General features: G+C 37.3%; 22 protein-coding genes, 1 pseudogene and 1 riboswitch. Of the genes and pseudogenes, 15 read left to right on the top strand and 8 right to left on the bottom strand.

Going from position 1 to position 24,255, the window contains the following annotated elements; all coding sequences use genetic code 11:
* Positions 1-174: 174 nt before the first annotated feature.
* Entirely contained in the window at positions 175-1,929 is a 1,755-nt protein-coding gene (locus ACIQ2D_RS05390; protein ID WP_402860539.1) for an ABC transporter ATP-binding protein, read from the top strand.
* 78 nt (positions 1,930-2,007) lie between these two features.
* Here ACIQ2D_RS05390 and ACIQ2D_RS05395 read toward each other — a convergent pair whose 3' ends face one another.
* The 6 genes from ACIQ2D_RS05395 to ACIQ2D_RS05420 all read right to left on the bottom strand — a co-directional run bounded on the left by ACIQ2D_RS05395 (position 2,008) and on the right by ACIQ2D_RS05420 (position 8,325).
* Positions 2,008-3,165, bottom strand: a complete 1,158-nt coding sequence (locus ACIQ2D_RS05395) for a Ger(x)C family spore germination protein (RefSeq protein ID WP_402860542.1) — start codon at positions 3,163-3,165, stop codon at positions 2,008-2,010.
* Positions 3,162-4,622: a spore germination protein gene (locus ACIQ2D_RS05400; protein WP_402860639.1), complete on the bottom strand. Its 1,461-nt coding sequence runs from the start codon at positions 4,620-4,622 to the stop codon at positions 3,162-3,164. Before ACIQ2D_RS05400 ends, ACIQ2D_RS05395 begins: the two co-directional genes overlap by 4 nt.
* The gene (locus ACIQ2D_RS05405) at positions 4,622-5,746 is read right to left on the bottom strand and encodes an endospore germination permease (protein ID WP_402860545.1); all 1,125 of its coding nucleotides are present in this window, start codon (positions 5,744-5,746) and stop codon (positions 4,622-4,624) included. Before ACIQ2D_RS05405 ends, ACIQ2D_RS05400 begins: the two co-directional genes overlap by 1 nt.
* Before the next feature lie 174 nt (positions 5,747-5,920).
* Positions 5,921-6,811 (bottom strand): anti-sigma-V factor RsiV, encoded by an 891-nt coding sequence (rsiV, locus tag ACIQ2D_RS05410; protein ID WP_402860548.1) that lies wholly within the window; start codon positions 6,809-6,811, stop codon positions 5,921-5,923.
* Positions 6,804-7,322 carry an RNA polymerase sigma factor SigV gene (locus ACIQ2D_RS05415; protein WP_402860551.1) on the bottom strand — a complete coding sequence of 173 codons (519 nt, stop codon included), beginning with the start codon at positions 7,320-7,322 and terminating at the stop codon, positions 6,804-6,806. The genes rsiV and ACIQ2D_RS05415 overlap by 8 nt, the downstream gene beginning before the upstream one ends.
* A gap of 235 nt (positions 7,323-7,557) precedes the next feature.
* A complete protein-coding gene (locus tag ACIQ2D_RS05420; RefSeq protein WP_402860554.1) occupies positions 7,558-8,325 on the bottom strand; it encodes a TSUP family transporter in 768 nt (255 codons plus the stop codon).
* A 420-nt stretch (positions 8,326-8,745) separates the two neighbouring features.
* Here ACIQ2D_RS05420 and ACIQ2D_RS05425 point away from each other — a divergent pair, with 420 nt between their 5' ends.
* The gene (locus ACIQ2D_RS05425) at positions 8,746-9,171 is read left to right on the top strand and encodes a hypothetical protein (RefSeq protein WP_402860557.1); all 426 of its coding nucleotides are present in this window, start codon (positions 8,746-8,748) and stop codon (positions 9,169-9,171) included.
* Positions 9,172-9,305: 134 nt separating this feature from the next.
* Here the strand turns inward: ACIQ2D_RS05425 and yfkAB are convergent, their stop codons facing one another.
* Positions 9,306-10,418 (bottom strand): radical SAM/CxCxxxxC motif protein YfkAB, encoded by a 1,113-nt coding sequence (yfkAB, locus tag ACIQ2D_RS05430; protein WP_402860560.1) that lies wholly within the window; start codon positions 10,416-10,418, stop codon positions 9,306-9,308.
* Positions 10,419-11,345: 927 nt separating this feature from the next.
* Here yfkAB and ACIQ2D_RS05435 point away from each other — a divergent pair.
* The 13 genes and pseudogenes from ACIQ2D_RS05435 to ACIQ2D_RS05495 all read left to right on the top strand — a co-directional run bounded on the left by ACIQ2D_RS05435 (position 11,346) and on the right by ACIQ2D_RS05495 (position 23,560).
* Entirely contained in the window at positions 11,346-12,293 is a 948-nt protein-coding gene (locus ACIQ2D_RS05435; protein ID WP_402860563.1) for an alpha/beta hydrolase, read from the top strand.
* A 126-nt stretch (positions 12,294-12,419) separates the two neighbouring features.
* Entirely contained in the window at positions 12,420-13,976 is a 1,557-nt protein-coding gene (locus tag ACIQ2D_RS05440) for a class I adenylate-forming enzyme family protein (protein WP_402860566.1), read from the top strand.
* A 22-nt stretch (positions 13,977-13,998) separates the two neighbouring features.
* A pseudogene (locus ACIQ2D_RS05445) lies at positions 13,999-14,139 on the top strand (DDE-type integrase/transposase/recombinase); the annotation flags it as partial.
* Positions 14,140-14,617: 478 nt separating this feature from the next.
* Positions 14,618-14,773: a hypothetical protein gene (locus tag ACIQ2D_RS05450; protein WP_402860573.1), complete on the top strand. Its 156-nt coding sequence runs from the start codon at positions 14,618-14,620 to the stop codon at positions 14,771-14,773.
* Between the two features lie 20 nt (positions 14,774-14,793).
* A complete protein-coding gene (locus ACIQ2D_RS05455) occupies positions 14,794-16,050 on the top strand; it encodes a Y-family DNA polymerase (RefSeq protein WP_402860576.1) in 1,257 nt (418 codons plus the stop codon).
* 15 nt (positions 16,051-16,065) lie between these two features.
* Positions 16,066-16,407 (top strand): YolD-like family protein, encoded by a 342-nt coding sequence (locus tag ACIQ2D_RS05460; RefSeq protein ID WP_402860579.1) that lies wholly within the window; start codon positions 16,066-16,068, stop codon positions 16,405-16,407.
* Positions 16,400-16,759: a YhjD family protein gene (locus ACIQ2D_RS05465; protein WP_402860582.1), complete on the top strand. Its 360-nt coding sequence runs from the start codon at positions 16,400-16,402 to the stop codon at positions 16,757-16,759. The genes ACIQ2D_RS05460 and ACIQ2D_RS05465 overlap by 8 nt, the downstream gene beginning before the upstream one ends.
* Before the next feature lie 514 nt (positions 16,760-17,273).
* Positions 17,274-17,657: a hypothetical protein gene (locus ACIQ2D_RS05470; RefSeq protein ID WP_402860585.1), complete on the top strand. Its 384-nt coding sequence runs from the start codon at positions 17,274-17,276 to the stop codon at positions 17,655-17,657.
* A 272-nt stretch (positions 17,658-17,929) separates the two neighbouring features.
* The gene (locus ACIQ2D_RS05475) at positions 17,930-18,445 is read left to right on the top strand and encodes a DUF4871 domain-containing protein (protein ID WP_402860588.1); all 516 of its coding nucleotides are present in this window, start codon (positions 17,930-17,932) and stop codon (positions 18,443-18,445) included.
* Positions 18,446-18,819: 374 nt separating this feature from the next.
* A complete protein-coding gene (locus tag ACIQ2D_RS05480; RefSeq protein WP_402860591.1) occupies positions 18,820-19,692 on the top strand; it encodes an AraC family transcriptional regulator in 873 nt (290 codons plus the stop codon).
* A 609-nt stretch (positions 19,693-20,301) separates the two neighbouring features.
* On the top strand, positions 20,302-20,496 hold the full coding sequence (locus ACIQ2D_RS05485; RefSeq protein ID WP_402860594.1) for a hypothetical protein: 195 nt from the start codon (positions 20,302-20,304) through the stop codon (positions 20,494-20,496).
* A gap of 476 nt (positions 20,497-20,972) precedes the next feature.
* A riboswitch (purine riboswitch) is annotated at positions 20,973-21,074 on the top strand.
* Positions 21,075-21,317: 243 nt separating this feature from the next.
* The gene (locus ACIQ2D_RS05490; RefSeq protein WP_402860597.1) at positions 21,318-22,253 is read left to right on the top strand and encodes a nucleoside hydrolase; all 936 of its coding nucleotides are present in this window, start codon (positions 21,318-21,320) and stop codon (positions 22,251-22,253) included.
* Between the two features lie 50 nt (positions 22,254-22,303).
* Positions 22,304-23,560 carry a nucleoside permease gene (locus ACIQ2D_RS05495; protein WP_402860600.1) on the top strand — a complete coding sequence of 419 codons (1,257 nt, stop codon included), beginning with the start codon at positions 22,304-22,306 and terminating at the stop codon, positions 23,558-23,560.
* Between the two features lie 93 nt (positions 23,561-23,653).
* Here the strand turns inward: ACIQ2D_RS05495 and ACIQ2D_RS05500 are convergent.
* The coding region (locus ACIQ2D_RS05500; protein ID WP_402860603.1) for an IS3 family transposase at positions 23,654-24,255 on the bottom strand (602 nt) is incomplete at its 5' end.

The following is a 24,255-nucleotide window of genomic DNA, read 5'->3' on the forward strand; positions in this document are numbered from 1 at the left end:
TTGACAAAATCGTCAAAAGATATTCTGTTCTTCTTATAAGGATTATAGCATGCAGATATGAAAAAGCAAATAAAAAGTAATTATTATGCAGAAAAAATAATTAGTAGAATCTATCAAACTAATGTTACTATATGTAGTAAATGATATTATTTCTCATCTAGAAGGGAGCCACATATGTATAAAAAGTTTTTTTCATATTATAAGCCGCATAAACGATTATTTGTCATTGATTTTTCAAGTGCCATTATCGTAGCGATTTTAGAGCTAGCCTTCCCGTTAGCTGTACAGTGGTTTATCGATGAACTACTACCAACAGGGGAGTGGGGCATGATTGTTAAAGTCAGTGTCCTTTTATTACTTGTGTATATTCTAAGCACAGGATTGAATTTCATCGTCAATTATTTAGGACATAAACTTGGGATTAACATTGAAACGGATATGCGCCAGGAGTTGTTTAATCATGTGCAACGCCAGTCGTTCCGCTTCTTTGACAATACGAAAACAGGTCATATTATGAGTCGTATTACTAATGATTTATTTGATATTGGTGAATTTGCGCATCATGGTCCAGAGGATTTGTTTATTGCCATTATGACCTTTGTTGGTGCATTTGCCATTATGTTCAATGTAAATCCAACACTGGCTCTTATTGCAGCCATCATGGTGCCGTTTTTAACATGGCTTGTTACATTTAGTAATGTCAAGATGAATAAAGCGTGGAAAACGATGTACGGCAAAATTGCTGATGTCAACGGACGTGTGGAAGACAGTGTTTCAGGCGTACGCGTCGTACAATCTTTTACAAATGAAACGTTTGAAATGGAACGCTTCCGTGAGCAAAATGGCAATTTCCGTACGGCGAAATTATATGCCTATAAAATTATGGCAGGCACACATTCAAGTATCTACATGATGACTCGTTTATTAACGCTAGTTGTACTTGTTGTCGGTGCATGGTTGAGTTTTAATGGGAAACTGTCATACGGGGAGCTAGTAAGTTTTGTGTTGTATACAAATGTGTTGATTAAGCCTATTGATAAAATCAGTGCGCTACTTGAGCTATACCCAAAAGGAATGGCTGGTTTCAAGCGATTCCGTGATTTGATTGAGCAGGAGCCTGAAGTGCAAGATCGTGAGGGAGCAAAAGCAGTCACACATCTTTGTGGTGATATCGTCTTTAACGACGTTGATTTTAGTTATGATGATACAAAACATGTCTTAAAGAGTGTTTCTTTAGATGTTCGTGCAGGGCAAACAATTGCATTTGTTGGACCATCTGGCGCAGGGAAAACGACTATTTGTTCGCTCATTCCTAGGTTTTATGATGTGAGTAGTGGAGCAATTACTATTGACGGTATTGATGTGCGAGATATGACACAAGCCTCGCTTCGTGCTCAGATTGGGATCGTACAGCAAGATGTCTTCCTATTTACGGGAACGATTCGTGAAAATATTGCTTATGGTCGTTTAGATGCTAGTCAGGAAGAGATTGTAGAAGCGGCGAAAAAAGCGCATTTAGAGGCGTTTATTGCAGAGTTACCTGATGGCTACGAGACACAAATCGGTGAGCGTGGCCTGAAATTATCAGGTGGACAAAAGCAGCGATTAGCTATTGCACGTATGTTCTTGAAAAACCCGCCAATTCTTATTTTGGACGAGGCAACGTCTGCACTCGATACTGAAACAGAAATGATTATTCAGCAGTCTTTAACAGAGCTTGCTGAAAATCGTACAACACTTGTGATTGCACATCGTTTAGCTACAATTCGTAATGCTGACCGTGTGCTGGTTGTTACACCAAACGGCATTGAAGAGGACGGCACGTATGATGAACTTGTCGCTCAAAATGGGATATTTGCGAAATTGCATCATATTCAATTTCGTAAAAGTGAAGGAGAAAAACCTATACAAACATTCGCTGAAATTTAAGCGGGGAGTTTTGGTGTAGGGTAACGATATAACCCCGAATGGCCGTAGAGCCTTCGGGGTTATATTGTTTACATTCAATTATTGTTCGATTGTCTCTATAAATTTTTTTCTTCCAGGATTTATCTTATTAACGTTTACTTCGATATTGCTGATAGAATCTTCAGTCAAGTCTATTTTTCCGTTCGTTTCAATTTTTCTCCAATTCTTCACATTTTTACGATAGAGCACTTCTGAAAGTCGGTAGATATCAATATCTTTTTTTAATGCTTCTTCATAGGTGGATTTAATGTCTTTTTGGACTTGATTTATGACAGCTTCTCTGATTTCTTGATCCGTTATTTTTCCTTGTATTCCATCAATGGTTACATCAAACTTAATGTTTATGTTAAATTTTACATCGTCTTTGTTCGTTACAATCGGATCTATTATCACATGTATTTTCTTAAGTGTAATTGTTAAGTAGTTATTGTCATCTTCGCCTAACTCGATAGTCATATCGCCTCTTATCGTTTCATCGGACATCCACTGTATCCCATGTACCTGATCTCCTTGGATATAACCTTTAAATTCATTTTTTGAAATTACACCAACACCAGTTATTTCAGTAGCCTCAGATGTTTCTTTTGACTTCTTCCAATCCTTATTAAGAGCGATTAATGGAATACTTACTTCATGGCTAGGTTCATTAAGACCGATAATTAACCTTCGTAAATTAACTGGTTCAATCAACGATTCCTGTTCATATGAATTTAGAGGATTTCCTAGCTTAGACAATGTAATTGCTTTATTGATGATAGGTGTCGTAAGTAGAATATCTTCGATGGAATCCTGTGTGCAATATACCCAAATTGTATATCTTGTATCCTTATGACGAAGAAAACTGTCGATCATTTGATTGGGGTTCTCTTTTTTTAGTGCGTCTTCAGAAAAAATTAGGTATGTCATATGCCCCCAAAATACTTTTTGGTCGATGGAGCGGTATATTTTGAAAATTGCTTCATCAATTGTTTTTCCTTTGGCATGGCCGACTTCAGCCTGCTCAGCTTCAGGATTACGCTGTTCGGATTTTGCTATATTTGTGAAATCAATAATTTGCATATATACCTCGTACTGGCCATCTTTAAAATCTATACCGATCCCTTCGATATAATACATTCTTTGTGGTTCGGATACGTCCCAACATCCCGAGAGTAATGTAACAAGCAATAAGAGTGGTAATAGTATTTTCTTGTTCATTTTTTGTCCTCATCTTCAGAGCTACGTGTTTGATCTTGAGGAGCTAGTGTTTCGGGACGCTCTGCATAGCCTTTAGGTGATAATCGGAAGATGGATTTTGCGATGGTTGTCCAATTTAAATCTGTTGCAAGATTTAGGTAAGAGTAACCGAATATTCTGATGTTTGCTAAGTAAAGCAGTGAGAAGAATAGGGCAATAAAGAAACCGAATAAACCAAAAAATGCGCTCAACAGAATGAATACCACACGTAATATACTGACTGCTGCTACAAGTGACTGATTCACGAGTGTATATGACGCAATCGTAGAAATAGCGATAATGACAATCATCTCTGGACTCGTGACGCCGGCTCGGATGGCGGCATCCCCAATAATTAATCCACCAACTACGCTAATGGTTCCACCAATGGCAGTGGGAAGACGTAAGCCTGCTTCGCGAAACAATTCAAACATGAGTAGCATGAGCAACATTTCAACGGATGACGGTAAGGGAAGTCCGGTTTTCGCTTGAACAACGGTTGCTAATAGCTGCAAAGGTAATTGATTTTGATGATAGGTCGTTAATGCAAGCCAAAATCCAGGTAAAAGTAAACCGACTAGAATCCCTGTTATACGTAATACTCGTTCAAGTGAACTAAAAAAAATAGGGGATTCATTATCCTCTGCTGACTTTAACAGTAAAAATAAATTGACAGGTGTAATAATCACATATGAAACGCCATCAACAAGTATAAGAAATCGGCCACGAACTAGGGCTTGAATGGCATAATCCGGTCTTCCGGTATATTCAAACCTAGGGAATAATTTAGAATTTTTATTGACACTTTCCATTAACACGTCGCCGCTAAAAACAATATCCGTATCAACGGTTGCCAGCTGTCTTTTGATGCCTTTCAAAATATCCATATCGACAATATCGTCAAAATAAAGAATGGCTACTGCCGTTTTTGAACGCTTTCCTAATTCCATTTTTTCTACACATAGTGAATTAGTGGGGAGTCGTTTACGCAATATAGCGATATTGACCGAAATGTCTTCAATAAAATTATCTCGCGGTCCTTTTATAATTACTTCCATTTTTGTTTCTTCAGGATTTCGATTTGGTTTCTTCGCGATATTGCTTGAATACAGAAGCTGTTCATCTTCGAAAAAAAGCAGTAGATGGCCAGTATAGACAAGAGAAATGGCCTCTTCTTTATCTACAACTTGCTTTATATTTGGAATGTGTAATTGTGCTGTTATGGTTTCTTCTAGCGATTTTTCTTCTAGGTTTTCGAAAAGAAGTTGGACTCGCTTTACAATGACATCATTCAGTAGTTGTAGGTCAATCATCGCGTCACATGTAATGAAGTGTACGTTGTGTTGCTGAAATGTATACTGTTGGAACAGGACATCTGCGGATTTCTGAAATAACTGCTTTAAGGTGTTTAAATCCATTACCTTTCCCGTTGATGGCATCATGCTTCACCACTTTCTATGTCTTGTTTATCAGTTTTGAGCTTCTTTGATGACTTTTCTGACATGAAAGCAACAACCCCTAACAATATGGATAATATGAAAAAGAATACGAACGTCGTGGTTAATATATATTCTCCTTTAATCTTAAGAAATAAGTTCTCATTCAAAATAATTAGCGGTAAACATATGAAGAAAAATGGTGGGGCTAGCATTTTCCAAATTCGTTTATTATCACCGGTCATATTCAATAGATCCGCAACCACATACAACAAGAAACCGACTCGTATAAATGTTCCTGTTAGCCATTGATAAATCGAAAGAAAATCAAGGTGTTCGATAAAACGACCGAGCGACACAAGTCCCCATTCCTCATAAGCAGGGTAGCGTTGCTTAGCCGCCTCAATTGGCCCAAATTCTGTAATTGCCCCAATAAGTGGCCCGATCGTCAGTCCCATTAAAATAAAAAGCATGATTGCGAAATGATACCAACGCATTCGGTCTTTGATCTGATGTTGAATAAATAAAAGTATCATCAATTCAATAAATCCAGAAGCGGGATAGATCATTCCGTTTAAAATAGGCTGGAATCCATGCTCAAAAAAAGGGCGCAATAGCTCATAATCCTTTACTTGTATGTTGGTAAAGGCTACAAAAAATCCAAAGACAACGACTCCAAATAACACGAATACATTTACAATTACAATCGTTTGTATATTTGTGGAAACAAGAAGAATACAGAGGATGACATAAATGAGTAATAATATAATGACAGGTGTTTGTGGTAAAAAGGTTGTATTCACCCATTGCAATGTTTCAACCATCGTAAATGCAGATATGACAATTAGAAAAATAGCAGTGCTATATATGATGATGGAGGAGCCGATTTTACCGATTTTTTGCTTCAGCCAATCTTTTAGCGGTTCTTGATTTGTTTTTGTATGGATGTACACTAATAGAAACAGCCAAGGGAGTAACGTGATTGCTGAGAATATGACGGATACCCACCCATCTCTTCCTGCATCATTTAATAGTGGAGGTAGAATAGTTACATGATTTTTTAATCCAATTACTGTCATTGACAGAAAGATTACATGTAAAATACTAATTGGCCCTATGCTTTTCATATCATAACCCTCTAACATTTATTGATATCAATTAGCTTTGACAAAAATATGTAGGATTATAAGTTTTAACTATATTCAGTGGGTATTCAAACACTGAATGAATCTAGGGTCGCCGCTTCGTAATTAATTAAAAATAGCACTATCCCGTAATAATATGGGATAGTGCTATTTTGATTAGTGAATGTATTCGTTACTTACAAGGACATCTTGTAATACTTCTGTTGGAATTTCAAATTCGACAACGCCCATATAGCCTGGAGCAACTTCATATTTGTCGAAGGAAATCACTAGTTTTCCGCTATCGGTAATATAGAATTTTTGCTCAGCATCAATGGCTGTGAAATCGAAAAATAGATCTTCGTCAGCAATACCTGCACCTTTGACCCAGTATGTTTTTTCTTGATTTGATGCAAGCATTTCTGCGCGCATCTGTTCTTTGATATTTTCGCTTATAACGTTAATATAGGCATCGTCTTTAAAGAGCATTGGTAGGCTCAATAAAATCTCGTTTTTCTTATCAATCGTGTCGTATTGCATGACTGTAGAAGAAGAACCAACTGTGTTTACTACGTAGCGACCAATCGATAAGATTTGGTCGTTATCTGTTTTGATTTCATAACCACTGTCGATACCTAAATGTCCGCCACCATTCGCTTTTGAATCACCAACTTCTGCAATGAATTGTTCATAAAGGGCTTTGCCTTCTGCGCGGTACTGCTCATTTAATTTGTTTGCTAACTCTTTATTTTCTAGATTTTCAATAGACGGGACTTTAATGTCTGCATCATATGTTTCTTCAGTCACCTTATATTCTGTCCACGTTAATACTTTTACGACACTACCAACAACGGGGATGTCTGCAAGTGTTCGTGCCATTGCAGGGCTAATATTTAAGCTAGCTGTAAAGAGCATTGCCGCAGCGGCTGTTCCAAGTAGCCACTGAGGTGAGCGCCTTTTCTTTTTCTTTCCTTGCTTTAACGCATTTTCCACGATAAAGTCTAACTCCTTTGGTATTGGCCTATTATCATATTGTTTTTGTAAATCCTTTAATTTTTTATCATTCATGTGTCATTTCTCCTTCTGTATCTTGCAGTTGAATTTTAAGTATTTTTAACGCTTTGTAAAGACGTGATTTTGTCGTGCTGAGATTAATGCCGAGAATATCTGCCACATCAGCGATTTTTAAATCCTCGAAATAATGTAAAATGATGATTTCACGGTACATTTGTGGCAGTTCAGCCAAAGCATGCTCTAAATCGACGTTTTCATATTTGTCCTCTTGTGCGGGGGTTAAGTGATGAAGTGTTTCATCATCCATGATTTGTAAACGTTTATGCTTGCGTAAAAAATCGATGGCAGTACGCACGACGATTTTGTAAAACCAGCTTTTCATGTAATCGACTTTTTCGATGTTGTTTAGCGCAATCATGGCTTTTTGAATGCTGTCCTGTACGACATCGAGTGCATCTTGCTCGTTTTTCGTATAGCTATAAGCTAGCAAATAAAAACGTTCCTTATTTTCACGTATGAACTGGACAAACACCTCTTCATGTTGAAATGCATTTCTGGTTTTCATGTCCAAAGAAGCTCCTTTTTAAACAAATTCATTTGTATACAACTACTAGACGTGCGAAAGGGGTGAAAAAGTTTATATTAATCAATTACGCCTAAGCGTAATTGTGTACAGATTTTGAATTGTGCTTGCACAATTAACTCCTTTCAATATCTGTGACATCCACCGGAGGTTTTAACGTTATTCAATTGAATAACGTTAAAAAAATCTTACCCAACTTTAGGTAAGATTTAATGGTTTACGAAAAATAATCATATGTATTTTTCACAAGTAATAAAATTGTAACGACGATAAACAGTTTGCGGACATAGCCACTCCCACGTTTGATAGCAAATTTAGAACCGACAATGGCACCAGCTATTTGCGCAAGTCCCATTGGGAGACCATAGGCGTAATTGATTTGCCCTAAGTACATGAACATTAGGAGTGCAGCAATGTTACTACCGAAGTTTAAAAATTTAGCATTGCCAGCGGATTTTAAAAAGTCAAAGCCGACCATTAAAAAGGCGAAGAGTAAAAAAGAGCCTGTCCCAGGACCTAAAAAGCCGTCGTAAAATCCAATTAACGTAATAGCAACGATAAACAGCACATAACGTTTGGGTGTGAGTTTTTTATAAGTAGAAACGCCACCCCAGTCTTTTTTGAGAATCGTATAAACTGCTACAACTGCAAGCATAATCAGCATTAGCGGCTTTAAGACACTTGGGTCCAACAGATGGACAATCCATGCGCCGATCATGGAGCCGATGAATACAAATGGAAACAGCTTATAGACAGATTTAATATCTAGTTTGCCTGAACGGTAAAACGTAATGGTGCTTGTGAGAGACCCCATCGTACCAGCTAGTTTATTTGTCGCCACGGCTGTTGAAGGTGGAAGCCCCACAAACATTAGGGCTGGAAGCGAAATTAACCCACCTCCACCAACGACGGAATCAATAAACGCCGCTAAAAAGCCAAAAAGAAGGAGTATAAGTAAAATATTAAGGTCTAAATCAAATGGCAAAATAGGTCATCTCTTTTCTAGTTGTAATAATTTGATAGTAGCGGAACAATGGAAGGCTGTAAATAGAATTTGGTGGAAAATGGTTATGTAATTTGTGATAAAACATCATATAAAGCATGTCTTTTGGGTATTGTGCTTGTAATGTTTTGTGAACTATAGGTAATAACTAGGGAATACGAATGGCTACGCTATAATTTTCAGAACCATCACTCAAAGTAATTTTCCTTCTATTGATAATGCCACTTGAAATTTTTAAAATCACTTTGTTCATTTTCGCTCGCAATTATTATATAGGAATAAGTAAATTGTTGTTCGAGAGCTGAATTTCTCTTTTAAGTTAAAATATTCTGTTTTATGCAGTTTATTTAATGGTATTATGTAGGAAATGATGTTTTTTACGTAAAGGGGACGTGATGACATTTGAGTTTAGGGAATCATATTAGGGTCTTTATTTGTGTTGTGTTTATGGGGGTTCTGGTAGGTGTTGTTTATACAGCGAAAAGTGATGTAACGGATGGAGTGTACATTGACGCTGTAAAAGAGGGGTATGTGACTGAGTTCTCGGATGTCACCGTCAGTACTGCATTCAATTATTATTTTACAGAACCATATTGGCGTTATTATGAGGCAAAAACAGGTGAGCATGTGGTAGAACTTTCTGGGGAAATTACACATTCTGGCGAAAGCGGGCACGCTATTTTGCAATTTATCGTCAATGAGTCAGCCACGGAATTCAAAGTGGGGGCTATGAAATTTAATGATGTTGTCCAGAAAAAAGAGGACAAGTTTGCGCTTGTTGCTCGTGTTTATGAAGATTGGTATGCCAAGAAACTTGCGCGTCAATAGAATGGTAGCACCCAGTTTCTGCTTCGTGTCAGAGTTGGGTGTTTTTTGATTGTTAATTATGTACACATAGGATTTTATCGATATAAAAATGTCCAATGCAGGAATATTTTGAGCCGCATTGGACATTTTCATGTTTATATTTTCGCAGAGCCACTAACAAAAGTGGCGTCTTTATAGTACATATTTTTCACAAGTACGTTTGGCCCTAAGCATTTTACCGCTGGGCAGTGGCAATTTAGTGATTTAGCTAATTCTGTAGCCATCCATTTATCGAAAACTGCTGGAAGTTCGTCGTTCAAGATATTACCTAGTGCAGGCGTGTCACCAAAGTCCGTGACAATGACGTCGCCTGTAAAGATATTAATGTTAAGGCGAGAGCGACCATCTGGATCATTTCGCATTGTGACGTTTTTCTCCTCACGTAGACGTTTTAACAGCTTTTGATCTTCCTCGTTCGTGCTGCATGGATAGAATGGTAGTGTACCAAACAGCATCCACGTGTTTTCATCACGCACATCAAGTAGGTGATGAATAGCCTCGCGAGTTTCCTCTAGTGAAAGAGAAGTTAGCGAACTCGCAAAGTCTGATGGGTACATTGGGTGTACTTCATGTCGCGCACATTTCATTTCATTGATGATTTGATTATGGATATGCTCTAAATACGGCAATGTTTTTTTGTTGAGCATCGTTTCTGCCGATACCATAACACCGTGCTCAGCTAACATACGAGAGTTATCAATCATGCGTTGGAAAAGCGCTGCACGTTGCTCATATGTAGGTTTACGGTCCATCATTGCAAAGCCTGTTTCGACGAATTCATCGACTGTGCCCCAGTTGTGTGAAATATGTAGGACATCTAAATACGGTGCAATGAGTAAATAGCGTTCTGGCTCCATTGTTAAGTTAGAGTTGATTTGTGTACGTACTCCACGTGCATGTGCGTATTTTAATAAAGGGAGTACATAGTTTTGCACGGATTTTTTGCTCATCATTGGCTCGCCGCCTGTGATGCTGAGTGTTTTTAAATGCGGAATTTCATCAAGGCGTTTCGTGATTAAGTCCATTGGCAGTGCCTCAGGGTCTTTATTTTGCAATGTATAGCCGACTGCACAGTGAGCGCAGCGCATGTTGCAAAGGTTAGTTGTTGTAAATTCAATATTCGATAGAGTCATTTGTCCATGTTGTTCAACATCTAAATACGCTTCCCATGGATCAAATGATGGCGTAAGTTTTTGTAAGGTCGTCATAATTCATACATCTTCCTTTCTAGCATTCTATTCTCTCATATTCAGCGCTATTTTCAAATATGAAACTCTTGGAAGTGCTTATTTTGTGCTAGGCGAACATTTTTTCAACGTCTTTAAGGTAATTGTATGCTCAATGGTTGTGTAGTTTAACAAATAAAGGATATCACTAGCATCCGTGTGATGTATCAGTACTCACATAAATAAGTTAGCCTCTTGCAGAAGGAAGGGGCACCTTTTGTGTAGATTAACATACGATAAAACTCAATATCCTGATCAAAAAAATGAGCCACTTTAAGTAAGAATGGCGTAGGGTTTTGAACTAGATCAATATCTTTAAAATAATTAAGAAACTCAACCATTTTCCCCATTGTTTCAATTTATGATCGTAGCGCTAGGAGTTGACTACAGTATCTTCTTAATGATGCTCTATAGAGAGTTAGATGGTAATGCTACAGAAATGATTCTGGATGGTGCGCGTCATATCGATTGAGTTGCTATTTCAGCAACTGTTATTATCGGCGGTACGTTTGCAGCGCTGATTCCTTCAGGGGTTTTTACGCTCATTGAAGTAGCAATGACTGTAATTCAGGTCTGTTCTTATTAAGATTTGTTATGTTACCAATTTTCATACCAGCATTGTTGAGGGGAGTGGATAGCATACGTAGAATAGGACTAAAGAAAAAGTAAAGGATTAGTATGAGATGCCGTTAATGTAGCACAAGTAATAAAAGATGTTTTTGATAAAGTGCCTCAATAATTTGGTAGTGAATATATTCTTAATTTTTTTAGATTTCATTTTATTATTTATTTTCGAGATGTAAAAGTTAGGATGTTTTGATATAGGGTTAGTACTTTAACAACGATAACTTTCATATGATTACAACTAGAAGTGTTGTGTAGTCTACTACTCAAAGGAGGTATGGAACAATGACGTTTAAATTTGATTCAGAAATTCAGGCTGTGCTCGATGAAATTTCGAAAAATTCCGAAGAAATTACATTGCCAAAACGTGGAGATTGGAAAGCTTTGCGAGAGATGGTAAATGCAATTATTGAACATACGGGGACCCAAGCTCCATCATTTTCAGATGTGGAAATCAAAACGTTTAATCTCACTACTAAAGACGATGTCGAAATTGAGCTTCGCTGGTATACCAAAAAAGGCTCTAATCCTGGTTCAGCTGTTGTATATGCACACGGTGGAGGGATGGTATGTGGAAATCTTGACATGTATGATCCAACTGTTTCTCATTATGTATCTTTGAGTGGTGTACCATTTCTAGCTGTTGAATATAGATTAGCTCCGGAAAATTCAGGAACAGGGCTTGTGGAAGATACTTATGCTGCAATTACATGGCTAATTGAACATGCTTCTGAATTAGGTATTGAATCAAATCGAATTGCTGTAATGGGGGATAGTGCTGGAGGAGGTATAGCTGCAGGTGTAGCTATTCTTGCTCGTGATCGTGAGACACCACTTTTGAAACAAATTCTTATTTATCCCATGCTAGATGATAGAAATCTTGAGCCGGATATGAATATTGTCCCGTTCGCCTCATGGACATATGACAATAATTATACTGGTTGGAAGGCACTTCTTGGAGAAGATTTAGCAGGAGATAATGTTTCATCTATAGCCGCACCGGCACGTAATACAAATTTTGAAGGACTTGCCCCTGCTTACATTGAGGTAGGTGAACTCGATATTTTCCGAGATGAAGATGTTGATTATGCAAAGAAACTTTGGCAATCTGGTATTTCGGTTGAATTACATGTACACCCAGGTGCACAGCATGCGTTTGAACAAGTAGCACGATCTGCACAAGTAACTCAGCGCTCGATGTCCGACCGTATACGAGTACTCCAGTCACTTTGATAACAAGTATTAAACTAAACGTAAAATGAAGTTTAAGGTGATGAAGGTGCAACAATGGAAGAAATTGCGGAAGAGTTATTCAAGTAAAGGTTTTAATAGTTATAGCCAATTCAAAGGAGTGAGTTTATGACAACAAAATCTTTAGAGATGTCGAGGGAGTTACTACTTGGCAATATATTAAGAAGTGCGGCGCATGTTGTACCAGATAAGGTATGTTTTACGTTTGAAAATCAAGAATTTACTTATGCCCAAGTAGAGAGTAAAGCGTTGCAATTAGCAGGGTGGATACAGCAGCAAGGTATTAAAAAAGATCACAAAATAGGTTTCCTGTTTAAAAATTCTATAGAATTTGTAGAAATATTTTGGGCTATTACATTATCTGGTGGCGTAGGTGTACCGATGAATTTCCGACTAGCAAGTGAAGAATTGGTTTATATTATTAATGATTCTGATATTGAACTTTTATTTATTGATAAAGAGTATGTAGATGTTATTCAATCAATTCGTAACGAATTACCGAATTTGCGTACAATAATAGTAGCTTCTGAACAACCAGTTGAAGGGATGCTTTCATATGATCATTTGTTTGAAGAAACATATGATTATATTCCCGAACAACAAAGTGATAATGATGCAAGCATCATTATGTATACATCTGGGACGACTGGGAAACCAAAAGGGGCTGTACTTACACATAAAAATCTAGTATTGAATGCACAAAATTTGGTTCGAGAATTAGATTTAGATATGAATGTTAAACAGCTGATCGTCGCTCCGCTTTTTCATACAGCAGCACTTGCATCATTAGTGTTTTGCACCTTAGCCCGAGGGACAGCTGTTATTCAGAAAGATTTTGTTCCGAATGCTGTGTTACAAGCTATTCAAAAGGAAAAAATCACATCTTTATTTTTAGTGCCAGCGATGTGGAACTTTGTTGTGAATACGCCTAATATAGGTGACTATGATTTATCTTCTGTACGAACTTGTATTGCTGGAGCAGCAACGTGCCCAGTAAAATTAAAAGAGCAAATAATGGAGCATTTTAAAATAGAAGGTATGTATGATTTATTTGGCCAAACAGAAACGAGTCCAGTTACTATTGCCATGAAACCAGTTGATTCAATGCGGAAACCAGCTGCTTTGGGAAAACCTATTTTAAATATAGAGGTACGCATTGTTGATGGGAATATGAATGATGTAGCAGTCGGGGAAATTGGGGAAATTGTGTACCGAGGACCAACAGTGATGAAAGAATATTATAAAAACCCAGAAGAAACAGCAGAAGCTTTTGAGGGTGGTTGGTTTCATAGTGGGGACTTAGTTTCTGCAGATGAAGAGGGCTTTATTTATATACGTGATCGTAAAAAAGATGTGATTATTAGTGCTGGTGAAAATATTTACCCAGCCGAAATAGAAAATCATTTATATCGTCATGGGGCTATTTTTGAAGCTGCTGTCATTGGTGTACCGGATGCAGAGTGGGGAGAAAGTGTGAAGGCCTTCGTAGTGTTAAAGGAAAATCAAACACTCACAAAGGAAGATATAATTGAGTATTGTTTACAAAATTTAGCCTCTTATAAAAAGCCTAAGTTTGTAGAGTTCTTACCTGCATTGCCGCGTAATACTGCTGGGAAAATTTTAAAACAATCATTACGTGATGGAATTGCGATCGAATCTAAATAAAATAATTAAGGCTCTAATAAAAAAAGTAAAAGGTCAATGGATGTATCTGTATTGTGAAGTAGATTCTGGAGGAAACACATTTTATCACAGTGAAACAAGAGATAAACAGGCCGCAAAGCGCTTCTTCAAGAAAGCTTTGCGGTCTATTCATGTTTCTAAGCCTTGTGGCATCGGCGGTCATTCGGCTGGATTTCAAAGCCATTTTGAAACTGCGTATGTTTCTGCTTATGAAGGACGAGTATCGGGTGATAGGTCTGTGTTCAATGGGAGTTTCTTGAATCACTTAAAATAGTAAATCATCAGCAAGAACTTCTGGTCTACGCTGCTTTATTAAAATCGTCTGTTCTTACACTATTGCCTTCTCGCACGTATTCATGAATTACATGCTACGTAAAAGTGTGCGGTTGATAAGCTTCAATGAGCGAAATGTAACCTTGAAAGATTTGCATATATGGAACGAGTAAGAGCTGTGGGTAATCCATTTAGAAACTTCCGAGATATTGGGGAATTACAGGATTTTAAATTAGTTCTTAATCAATTAAAGGACTAATGTAAAAATTACCACTTCTAAAACAGAACGTTTGTGCGTATAATATATACAAACAAACGTTCTGTTTTATTTCGGAGGGAGAGTAAAAACAATGAAAGATCCATTAATAAAAGTGATGCAACGCAATCAGTTAGTATACATGATGTACATTTCAAAGTCTGGAGTCATCACGAAAATGTGTATTCCTAAAAAGGTAAAGCGTACTTTTATTATCGATAATGTTCTTACTATTGTTCCAGTTGTCTAAAAAGAGCGAGGGATTATTTAATGTATGGAAATCTGCCGGAGCGTTCGATTATATGTATTGATATGCGAAGCTTTTACGCTAGTTGCATGGCAATGCTTGAAGGTTTAGACGTCATGACGACCCCAATCGCAATCGTAGCTAATTTCACTCAACCTGGTAGCGTTGTCTTAGCTGCATCGCCACCTATGAAGGAACGATTCAAGATAAAAACAGGCAATCGTCGTTTTGAAATACCAAAGCATCCAGACATCAAACTTTTTGAACCGAAGATGAGTTTTTTCATTGAAATGTCTATGGCTATTACTCGTCTTATTTCAAAGTATGTACCTGCAGAGGCGATTCATGTATATAGCGTTGACGAGAGTTTTGTGGATTTAACAGGAACGGAAAGGCTTTGGGGACATCCTGAAGATACAGCAAAGGAAATTCAAAAAGCGATATATGATCAGTTTCGTATCCCAAGTGCTATTGGAATGGGTCCTAACATGCTGCTGGCAAAACTCGCTTTAGACTTGGAAGCTAAAAAGTCAGGTTTTGCAAAGTGGAATTACGAGGATGTACCAACGAAACTTTGGCCTGTGCGCCCTTTATCCGAGATGTGGGGTATCGGAAAACAGATGGAAGCGAAGCTTAACGCAATGGGGATATTAACAGTCGGTGGATTAGCAAATGCTGATTTAAATGAATTAGAGAAAAAATTTGGCATCATGGGTAATCAACTGTATCACCATGCGCATGGGATTGACCTTTCCACACTTGGAGAGCCTCTAGTTAAAAACTCAGCTCTAAGCTTTGGGAAAGGCCAGATGTTAATGCGCGACTACCATACAAGAAAAGAAATATCCGTGGCGTTACTTGAAATGTGTGAGGACGTTATGCGACGAACGCGCGAAGCAGGCTATGTTGGTCGGACAATTACACTAGGTTTGTCTTATAGCCGTAGTGCTATGACAAAAAGTTTCCAACGATCAAAAACGATAAAAGTACCAACTAGTGAAACCCTTGTTATGTATAATGTTTGTCTTGAATTACTCGATGAGTATTTTGCTGGTGAGCCAGCAAGGCAGCTCTCAGTACGTATATCTAATCTTGAGCCGGAACACAGCATTCAACTCGATCTGTTTGATGTCAAAAAAGAACAACGCCAAATCTTAGGGCACACAATGGACTCTATTAGGCGAAAGTTCGGTGCTACGGCATTGTTACGAGCAGTTTCTTTCACTGATGCAGGCACAGCCTTAAAGCGTGATAAATTAGTTGGTGGTCATTTAGCGTAATAGGAGTGATATTTTATGATAAAAGATAGAGGGACGATTAAATGGACGGCAATGATGCTCCCTGAACATATACAAAAAATAAAACAGTGGAAGAGGGAAGCGTATGCTGAAGCTCCACGAACTTTATCTGAATGGGAGCTAGAGGACTTGCAACAAACAATTAATCAAGCCTTTAAACAGCATAAAATAGTAAAGATTACTACGTGGCAAGAGGCTAAGTACGTACAATGGACTGGTGCAATTACTGCATTAGATATTGAATTACAACAACTCGTACTCGAGACACTAACCGCTGTAAAACGCATTCCATTTCACTCAATATATGCAGCGAGATTAGAGGATGAGAGTTATGATTAACGCGGAACAAAGACAGCTCTTACACCAGTATCTTATTTTAGATTTAGCGATTCAGTCTTTGCAATGTGATTATAAAACATTGGAGCAGTTGAAGATGAAAGCAATTTACTTACCTTTTGTGGAAAATTTAATGAAAAGTGTACGACAGGATTATTTCAATTTGAAGCGACAGTTAGCGAAACAAAAAATACGTGTTGTTGGATGGCACCGGATCGATAAATATTTTAGTGATGTGCGTATTGCTACAGCGGGTGAAGATGAAATATTTCGTTATGCGAACCAAGCACTTAAAACTGAAGTAGAGCAATTGCTCAACCAGGCTCATTGTCAACTGTGTAAACAAATCAAATAAAACTTCGCGATTATCTTCGAAGTGATTTCATGCTGTGTAAAGTATATGTCGAAGTCTAGCTGAGCCATGCAAGACTTACCAAAAGTTCCAGCAGACTACGTATGGACGTTGATAACGACGACGGGCATGCATTAGAGCTATTCTAATATATAAATGCAAAAGTCATCTCAAATTATTTTTGGGTGGCTTTTTTATGTGGAGTGCTATTGTCTTGAATGGTGGCTTTTACGCCCAAGAAATACCCGTTTATTCTAAAAAATCTCAGATAAACGGATATTTTGCACATGTGACTGATAGTTTTTGACTAAGGTATGTAATCAGTAAGCCCGTAATTGTACAGAGGTAATAAAGTGGTTTAAAAATGTGAGTCACTCAATTCAACAATAGGGCCAGATTGTGGAATAACATTCTTTTATGAAATGTAACCTAAAGACAATTTGGTAACCATCTAACTTCATAACTACATTATTTGGTATATTATTTTTAATTAAAACTATTTAGAAAGAGGAATATAATGAGCTTTTATTATTATTTTGCTTCAAAAAATCCCTTGCCGACGGTTCTAACTTTTGAAGAATACAATTTAGAGGGACAGTTTGAAGTTCTCCCTTGTAGAAAAAATCCTCCTATAGCAGCAGGAGGACAAATTCAAAAGCCTAATATCTATAAGGTGAGAGGGAAGACAAATGAGACATTTTTAAACCAACTTGTTGACTATATTAAGAAGAATATTGAAGAACAAAACCGAGTGGAATTTTGGTCAATATGGCACAGTGAAAAAGTGCCTTCTAAAAACATACATCGAATAAATCCACAGCAAATAACAATTGAAGATTTACAATTCTTAAATGAAAATGAAAATAGCTGTATTAAATTCTTCCCTAAAAATAATAAGTAACCTTATTGAAATACGAAATTAAGGATAAAAGTTACCAAACCTCGCTTTAGATGCTTTTTAATTCAACTTCCATGAAAGAACGTAATAATCTTTCATATTCTGTGGTGTAGCGTTGATTTTACGCGACATGGATGGCTAACAGGTTAGGTTAGTTGAATAAAAAGGGATTTTTACAAGATTGTTGAAGTAGTACAAAGAATATCGTTCATCTAAGAAGAATTTAACTAACTTATTTAATAACAGGAAATGTCTAGTTGATAAGGGGGGGCAATATGAGGAACAAAATGATTATGTTGATTTCTTTGCTATTCTTAATGACACTTGTTGGTTGTAACAATACTGATAAGAACGAAACTCGGGAGTTAAGTTCTACTTTTTCACTACCTTTTACTTTTGGTGACGGGACAGAAGGTGAGTATTTGTTTATTGGCGAAGAAGGGAAAGTTGGTTTATTGGTCGGATCGGGTAAAACAGGTGAAGTAGTAGAAGAAAAGATTATTGCTAATAAAGAAAGTAAGTATATGTGGCATTTTTGGGGAGATTCTGAAACGATCAGTGGTGATTTTAAAATAGTCGGCACGGACGAAAAGGGAAAAGAACATCCTGTGTTGGTATCTGAAAGTAAAACAGTGTGGCAATATCCCAACACTCCTATTAGCCCTAATGATGGTGCTGATTCCCATATCCCATCGAATATGGTGTTCCCTACAAGTGGATTATGGAAATTAGAAATATATTTTAATGAGAAATTATTTGGGGAACTAGTTATAAACGTGGAAAATAGTTAAAACTAATTTGACTAACGAGGGCTTTAGTGCAACAAAGGTTTATAACGTATACAAAATAAACCCAATAAATGTTCCCAAATGCAAGTTTGGAATGAGGCCGGAATCCAAGAAATGCTGTTAAACCAACATTTCTTGGTTTTTCCTTTGAATAACGATCTTCAACAATCGGGCGCATTTTCTTGAATTGGAATTGTGCCTTTTCAGTAATGGGGCCAGATTGTGAAGGGAGCTTTAAGAACAAGCATACTATTCTTTTCTAAAATGATACGATGACAGTTTCGTAAAACAGAGTATTAATCCGACAAAATGGTGACTGAAATGTCGGACTGACACATTCAATTCCTGTTATTCTATTGATGTAAGGAGGTCATTTAATGGATTTGCTAAAGAGCATGAATGATGCAATGAGATATATTGAGGATCACCTCACTAGCGAAATAGATTTCAAAATGGTGGCAAGAGTTGCTAATTGTTCCGAATATCATTTTACAAGAATGTTTTCTTTTCTTGCAGGAATAACATTATCAGAATATATTCGCCGTAGACGAATGAGCTTGGCGGCATTTGAGCTTACAAATATCAATTTAAAAATAATTGATATTGCGATTAAATATGGATACAATTCACCAGACTCTTTTACTAGAGCTTTTCAAAATTTTCATGGTGTAACACCATCAGAAGCAAGGAATAACGGACAGCAATTAAAAACATTTCCACCTATGACCTTCCAATTATCAATTAAAGGAGGAAATGAAATGAATTACCGAATTGAAGAAAAAGTGGGGTTTAATATAGTTGGTATTATGAAAAGAGTTCCAATTATTTTTGAAGGGGAAAATCCGGAAATTACGGCGATGTGGAAATCCTTGACGATGGAAAAAATAGAGCAATTAAAAACGCTTTCAAACGTTGAACCGGTAGGGATTATTCAAGCATCGACAAACTTTTCTGAAGGGCGTATGGAAGAAAAAGGGGAACTTGATCAGTATATAGGAGTAGCAACAACACAAGAATGCCCTGAAAACTTTTCAAAACTTGAAGTTCCTGCCTTAACTTGGGCGATATTTGAATCAACCGGACCTTTTCCTACTACACTACAGGAGACTTGGGGAAGGATTTATTCTGAGTGGTTTCCATCTTCCAATTATCAAGTAGCAGTAGGACCAGAAATCTTGTCGATTAAAACCAAAGATTTAACTTCATCATCTGTCACAAGTGAAATTTGGATTCCAGTTTTGAAAAGGTAATAGGTGCGTTGATTAACTAATTTTACCCAATGCTGATAATAGAAAAGGTGGATTTCCACTACGGGCTACTTGCTTTGCCGCTAACGCTTCGCTTTCCCACGAGAGTCGAGTAGCCCTTCGCGACAATCTTTAAAGTTGGTATTATAAATTTGGATATTTTTCACAGAAATTATGAAGAATAAAGATAAAAACCATACAATTATTCCCTAATCAATTCGCCTGATATAAAACTAACTGATGCAGTTTCACAAAGAGTTTATGAATTCCATATGTGTTGTTTTTCGTCTTAAAATAGCATGTGCATTAGTGAAACAAGGATTCATAAAGTAAACCTAATAAACGTTTCCAAACGTAAGCTTTATAACATTTCAAACAGCGACAAACACTGTTACATCGGTGTTTGTCGCTGTTTTTTATAGAAAATAACAAGCTGAGACGCTACGCTCGACTTGTGCTGAATGGCGGTAACATATAAATAGAATCTCAATGAAATGTTACAAAAGGACGCTTTGGGTACATTCTTTCTTCAACTAATGGCGCAGATAAGTGCGAGAAGTCACGGTTACTTGTGGTAAAATTTGTTTTAAATGAAGGTGAAAAGGAGAAACGATGAAAAGGACTTTCACTAAGTTAAATAAGATACAAATTGTTATTGCTAGCGTCGCATTACTACTAGGTATCCTTGGGTTTGCTTATGATAATTTAACAGAAGTTGCATTCATTTTAATATTTATAGCTTTACTTGTAGAGGAGGTACGAAATTTTAAAAATGACAAGAAATCCATTTTTTTTATTTTAAAATAGTGATGAAGGTACTAGTAATTTTCCTATTAAGCTATATGGTATTGTACTAATCACGTGTGTACAAGTACAGGGTGAACCAGTTAGTTGTCGGGATCAAATCCCATGGGTGCTTACGTTCTATTCCGGCTATTATCAATCTAAAAAGTGAATAAAAAATAGTCAACCAGATTTCTCTGGCTGACCCTATGATACGAACGAGGTGCTTTAGTGCAACAAGGATTTTCAAACAGCGACAAACACTGTTAAATCGGTGTTTGTCGCTGTTTTTATAGAAAATAAAACGCTGAGGCACTGCGATCCACTTTTGCTGAATATAGCAGTCGATGGATTTGGATCACCCCATATTTGTAAAAATACGAAAGAAATTTAGCGGGAATAATAGTGTAAATGCTTTAAAAGCGAACAAAACATATACATTGATTTGAAATGTTCGTAATTTAGTTGACGAAACCCTGAACTATTGTTATTATAATTCTGAAATAATATTAGAATAATGTCGTATAAAATTGGGGATATGGCCCAAAAGTTTCTACCAAGCCACCATAAAGGGCTTGACTACGAGGTAAGTGTTAAATGGAAGAGGCGATCAATTCTTCTTTTTGTATTTATACATGCCCTAGTCAATGCTCCGGTAGCTATCGGAGCATTTTTTATATTTTAAGGTGTAAAAGTCACCTTTATCACAAAATATGGAACGATAGGGGATTTCGGTGGAGCTTGGTGTGGAACAAAGTGTGACGTTATTCGAGTGTTTCAACAATAAAACAGTTAGGTGAATCCCAAACAACTTAGAAAAATTCACCACGAAGGGATCGAGAAAATTGAAAGAAAAAATTTACTTTAATCATGATGGCGGAGTTGATGATCTTATTTCGCTATTTTTATTACTAAAAATGGACACGGTTGAGCTCACAGGTGTTTCAGTCATTCCAGCAGATTGTTATTTAGAACCAGCAATGTTTGCGAGCCGAAAAATTATTGATCGCTTTGGCAACGGCGGCCTTGACGTAGCTGAGTCAAATTCACGCCCGAAAAACCCTTTTCCAAAAGATTGGCGTATGCATGCGTTTTATGTTGATGCCCTACCGATTTTAAATGAATCTGGAATAGTTGTAACACCAGTGGCTGATAAACCAGCACATCTGCATTTAATCGATACGGTTTTAGCAACTGAAGAAAAAACAACTTTATTATTTACAGGCCCGCTTACTGATCTCGCTCGTGCATTAGATGAAGCTCCTGAAATTGAAGAGAAAATCGAAAGACTTGTTTGGATGGGTGGTACATTCCGTGAAGCAGGAAACGTACATGAACCTGAACATGATGGAACAGCGGAATGGAACGTGTTTTGGGATCCTGAAGCAGCCGCTCGTGTATGGGATACCGGCATAGAAATTAATTTAGTGGCGCTTGAAAGTACAAACCAAGTACCGTTAACTTTAGATGTACGTGAACGTTGGGCTAAAGAACGCAAATACCTGGGTGTTGATTTTATTGGACAATGTTATGCGATGGTACCACCACTTGTTCACTTTTCAACGAACTCTACATACTATTTATGGGATGTGTTAACAACTGCATTTGTTGGCAATCGTGATCTTGTGAAAGTACAAACGATTAACAGCATTGTACACACAGACGGTCCAAGCCAAGGCCGTACAGTTGAAACCGCTGAGGGACGACCTGTGAATGTCGTTTATGATGTGAATCGCGATGCATTCTTTGATTATATTACTGAACTAGCTAAAAAGGCTTAAAGACTAGAAAATTACAGCGCAGACACTAACAACTTAGATAGAGGGAAACAATGACAATTAAAAATCGACTTAAAATTATGATCTTTCTCCAGTTTTTCATTTGGGGATGTTGGCTAATTACACTTGGCTCGTATATGATCAATACATTACATTTTTCTGGCTCACAAGTAGGGGCGGTTTATGGCGCATCTGGACTTGCTTCTCTTATAATGCCAAGTCTTATAGGGGTGATCGCTGACCGATGGATGAAAGCGAATAGATTGTATGGGATTTGTCATTTTATTGGTGCGATTTGCTTATTGATAGCCGCACAAATTTCGGACCCAACCGCTATGTTTTGGGTGATGTTATTTAATGCTATGGTTTTCATACCGACGATTTCATTATCTTATACTATTTCCTATATTAGTTTAGAAAAAGAAGGGCTCGATACGACGAAAGAATTCCCAGCCGTTCGTGTATATGGAACCGTTAGTTTTATTCTTGCCATGTGGATCATTAGTATTGGTGGATTTGAGTTAAGTAATATCCAGTTATACATTGCAGCAGGGGCTGCCATTTTACTAGCACTCTTTTCATTTGTATTGCCTGATTGTCCAACATCAAGTGTTAGGAAGGATAAGTCGTTGGTAAGTCGTTTAGGACTCGATGCTTTTGTCCTATTTAAACAAAAGAAAATGGCCATCTTCTTCGTGTTTGCTATGCTGATCGGTGCTGCACTGCAAATTAACGTGACATTTGCTGATCCATTCCTTCATGATTTTGCGCAAAATCCTGACTATGAAGAAAGTCTAGCTGTGAAATACCCAGCGATTTTATTATCAATTGGACAATTTTCAGAAGTAATCTTTATTCTTGCTATACCATTTTTCTTACGTAAATTTGGGATTAAAACAGTCATGCTTTTGAGTATAGCGGCTTGGACATTGCGATTTGGTTTATTAGCTTTTGGAGACCCAACTGGACTCGGGTTCCTCTTATTACTATTTTCCATGATCGTTTACGGTGCAGCATTTGACTTCTTTAATATTTCTGGATCGATGTTTGTAGATAAAGAAGTAGATCACCGTATTCGTGGGAGTGCACAGGGCCTATTCATGACAATGGTGAACGGCCTAGGGGTTTATTTAGGCGCTGTGATTAGTGGAAAAATAGTGGATTATTTTACGGTTGACGGCCTAAAAGACTGGCAGAATATCTGGTTAGTTTTTGCAACCTATACCCTCGTTCTTGGAATCATTTTTGCGCTAAGTTTTAAATATAAAAATAGCCAAAATACAGTGAACCATGTACATAAAACTACCTGATCTGTATGATTTAGAATGAAATTAGGATATGAGTTATAAAAAAAGCAGCTAATTTGGCACTGCCTGTCTTTTTTGAGACAATAAGAAAACACCTTATTGTACAGCCAGTTTACGGTATTTTACCGGAGACTGGCTGTTTAATTTTGTTTGAATACGGATATTGTTATAATAGGTAATGTAGTCTTCGACGATTTGAATCATATGCGCATTTGTCGTGCGGTAGATTCCGTCGAGATAGAACGTTTCAGACTTTAGTGAGGAGTGAAACGTTTCAATTGGGGAATTATCAGCGGGCGTGCCTTTACGCGACATGCTCATGGTAATTCCTTTTTCTTTGACTGCTTTTTGATACGCATATGATGTGTACACAGAACCTTGATCGCTATGCAAGATACAGCCTTGCGGTAAATCAGGTAATTGATTTAAAGTATCCAAAACGAATGACGTATCTTGTGTAGAACCAATTGTTTGCGCCACAATTTCACCATTGTAGACATCTAGAATACTTGAAAGATACATCATAGATTGACCAAAGGGCAAGTAAGTAATATCCGTGACAAGCTTCTCCAATGGTTTTGTTGCCGTGAAATCTCGTCTCAGTAAATTCGGTGCTACATATGCGGGTTGCCCTGTACGCTTACGTTTCTTCACCTTCACTCGACATTGCCAACCATATTTTTGCATCACACGTTGAA

The sequence above is a fragment of the Lysinibacillus sp. NPDC097287 genome (genome assembly GCF_044761695.1).
Classification (GTDB): Bacteria; Bacillota; Bacilli; order Bacillales_A; family Planococcaceae; genus Lysinibacillus.

Coding starts and splice junctions, on each gene's coding strand:
- ACIQ2D_RS05390 (WP_402860539.1), top strand. CDS start 175: ATGTATAAAAAGTTTTTTTCATATTATAAGCCGCATAAACGATTATTT.
- ACIQ2D_RS05395 (WP_402860542.1), bottom strand. CDS start 3,165: ATGAACAAGAAAATACTATTACCACTCTTATTGCTTGTTACATTACTC.
- ACIQ2D_RS05400 (WP_402860639.1), bottom strand. CDS start 4,622: ATGCCATCAACGGGAAAGGTAATGGATTTAAACACCTTAAAGCAGTTA.
- ACIQ2D_RS05405 (WP_402860545.1), bottom strand. CDS start 5,746: ATGAAAAGCATAGGGCCAATTAGTATTTTACATGTAATCTTTCTGTCA.
- rsiV (WP_402860548.1), bottom strand. CDS start 6,811: ATGAATGATAAAAAATTAAAGGATTTACAAAAACAATATGATAATAGG.
- ACIQ2D_RS05415 (WP_402860551.1), bottom strand. CDS start 7,322: ATGAAAACCAGAAATGCATTTCAACATGAAGAGGTGTTTGTCCAGTTC.
- yfkAB (WP_402860560.1), bottom strand. CDS start 10,418: ATGACGACCTTACAAAAACTTACGCCATCATTTGATCCATGGGAAGCG.
- ACIQ2D_RS05435 (WP_402860563.1), top strand. CDS start 11,346: ATGACGTTTAAATTTGATTCAGAAATTCAGGCTGTGCTCGATGAAATT.
- ACIQ2D_RS05440 (WP_402860566.1), top strand. CDS start 12,420: ATGACAACAAAATCTTTAGAGATGTCGAGGGAGTTACTACTTGGCAAT.
- ACIQ2D_RS05450 (WP_402860573.1), top strand. CDS start 14,618: ATGAAAGATCCATTAATAAAAGTGATGCAACGCAATCAGTTAGTATAC.
- ACIQ2D_RS05455 (WP_402860576.1), top strand. CDS start 14,794: ATGTATGGAAATCTGCCGGAGCGTTCGATTATATGTATTGATATGCGA.
- ACIQ2D_RS05460 (WP_402860579.1), top strand. CDS start 16,066: ATGATAAAAGATAGAGGGACGATTAAATGGACGGCAATGATGCTCCCT.
- ACIQ2D_RS05465 (WP_402860582.1), top strand. CDS start 16,400: ATGATTAACGCGGAACAAAGACAGCTCTTACACCAGTATCTTATTTTA.
- ACIQ2D_RS05470 (WP_402860585.1), top strand. CDS start 17,274: ATGAGCTTTTATTATTATTTTGCTTCAAAAAATCCCTTGCCGACGGTT.
- ACIQ2D_RS05475 (WP_402860588.1), top strand. CDS start 17,930: ATGAGGAACAAAATGATTATGTTGATTTCTTTGCTATTCTTAATGACA.
- ACIQ2D_RS05480 (WP_402860591.1), top strand. CDS start 18,820: ATGGATTTGCTAAAGAGCATGAATGATGCAATGAGATATATTGAGGAT.
- ACIQ2D_RS05485 (WP_402860594.1), top strand. CDS start 20,302: ATGAAAAGGACTTTCACTAAGTTAAATAAGATACAAATTGTTATTGCT.
- ACIQ2D_RS05495 (WP_402860600.1), top strand. CDS start 22,304: ATGACAATTAAAAATCGACTTAAAATTATGATCTTTCTCCAGTTTTTC.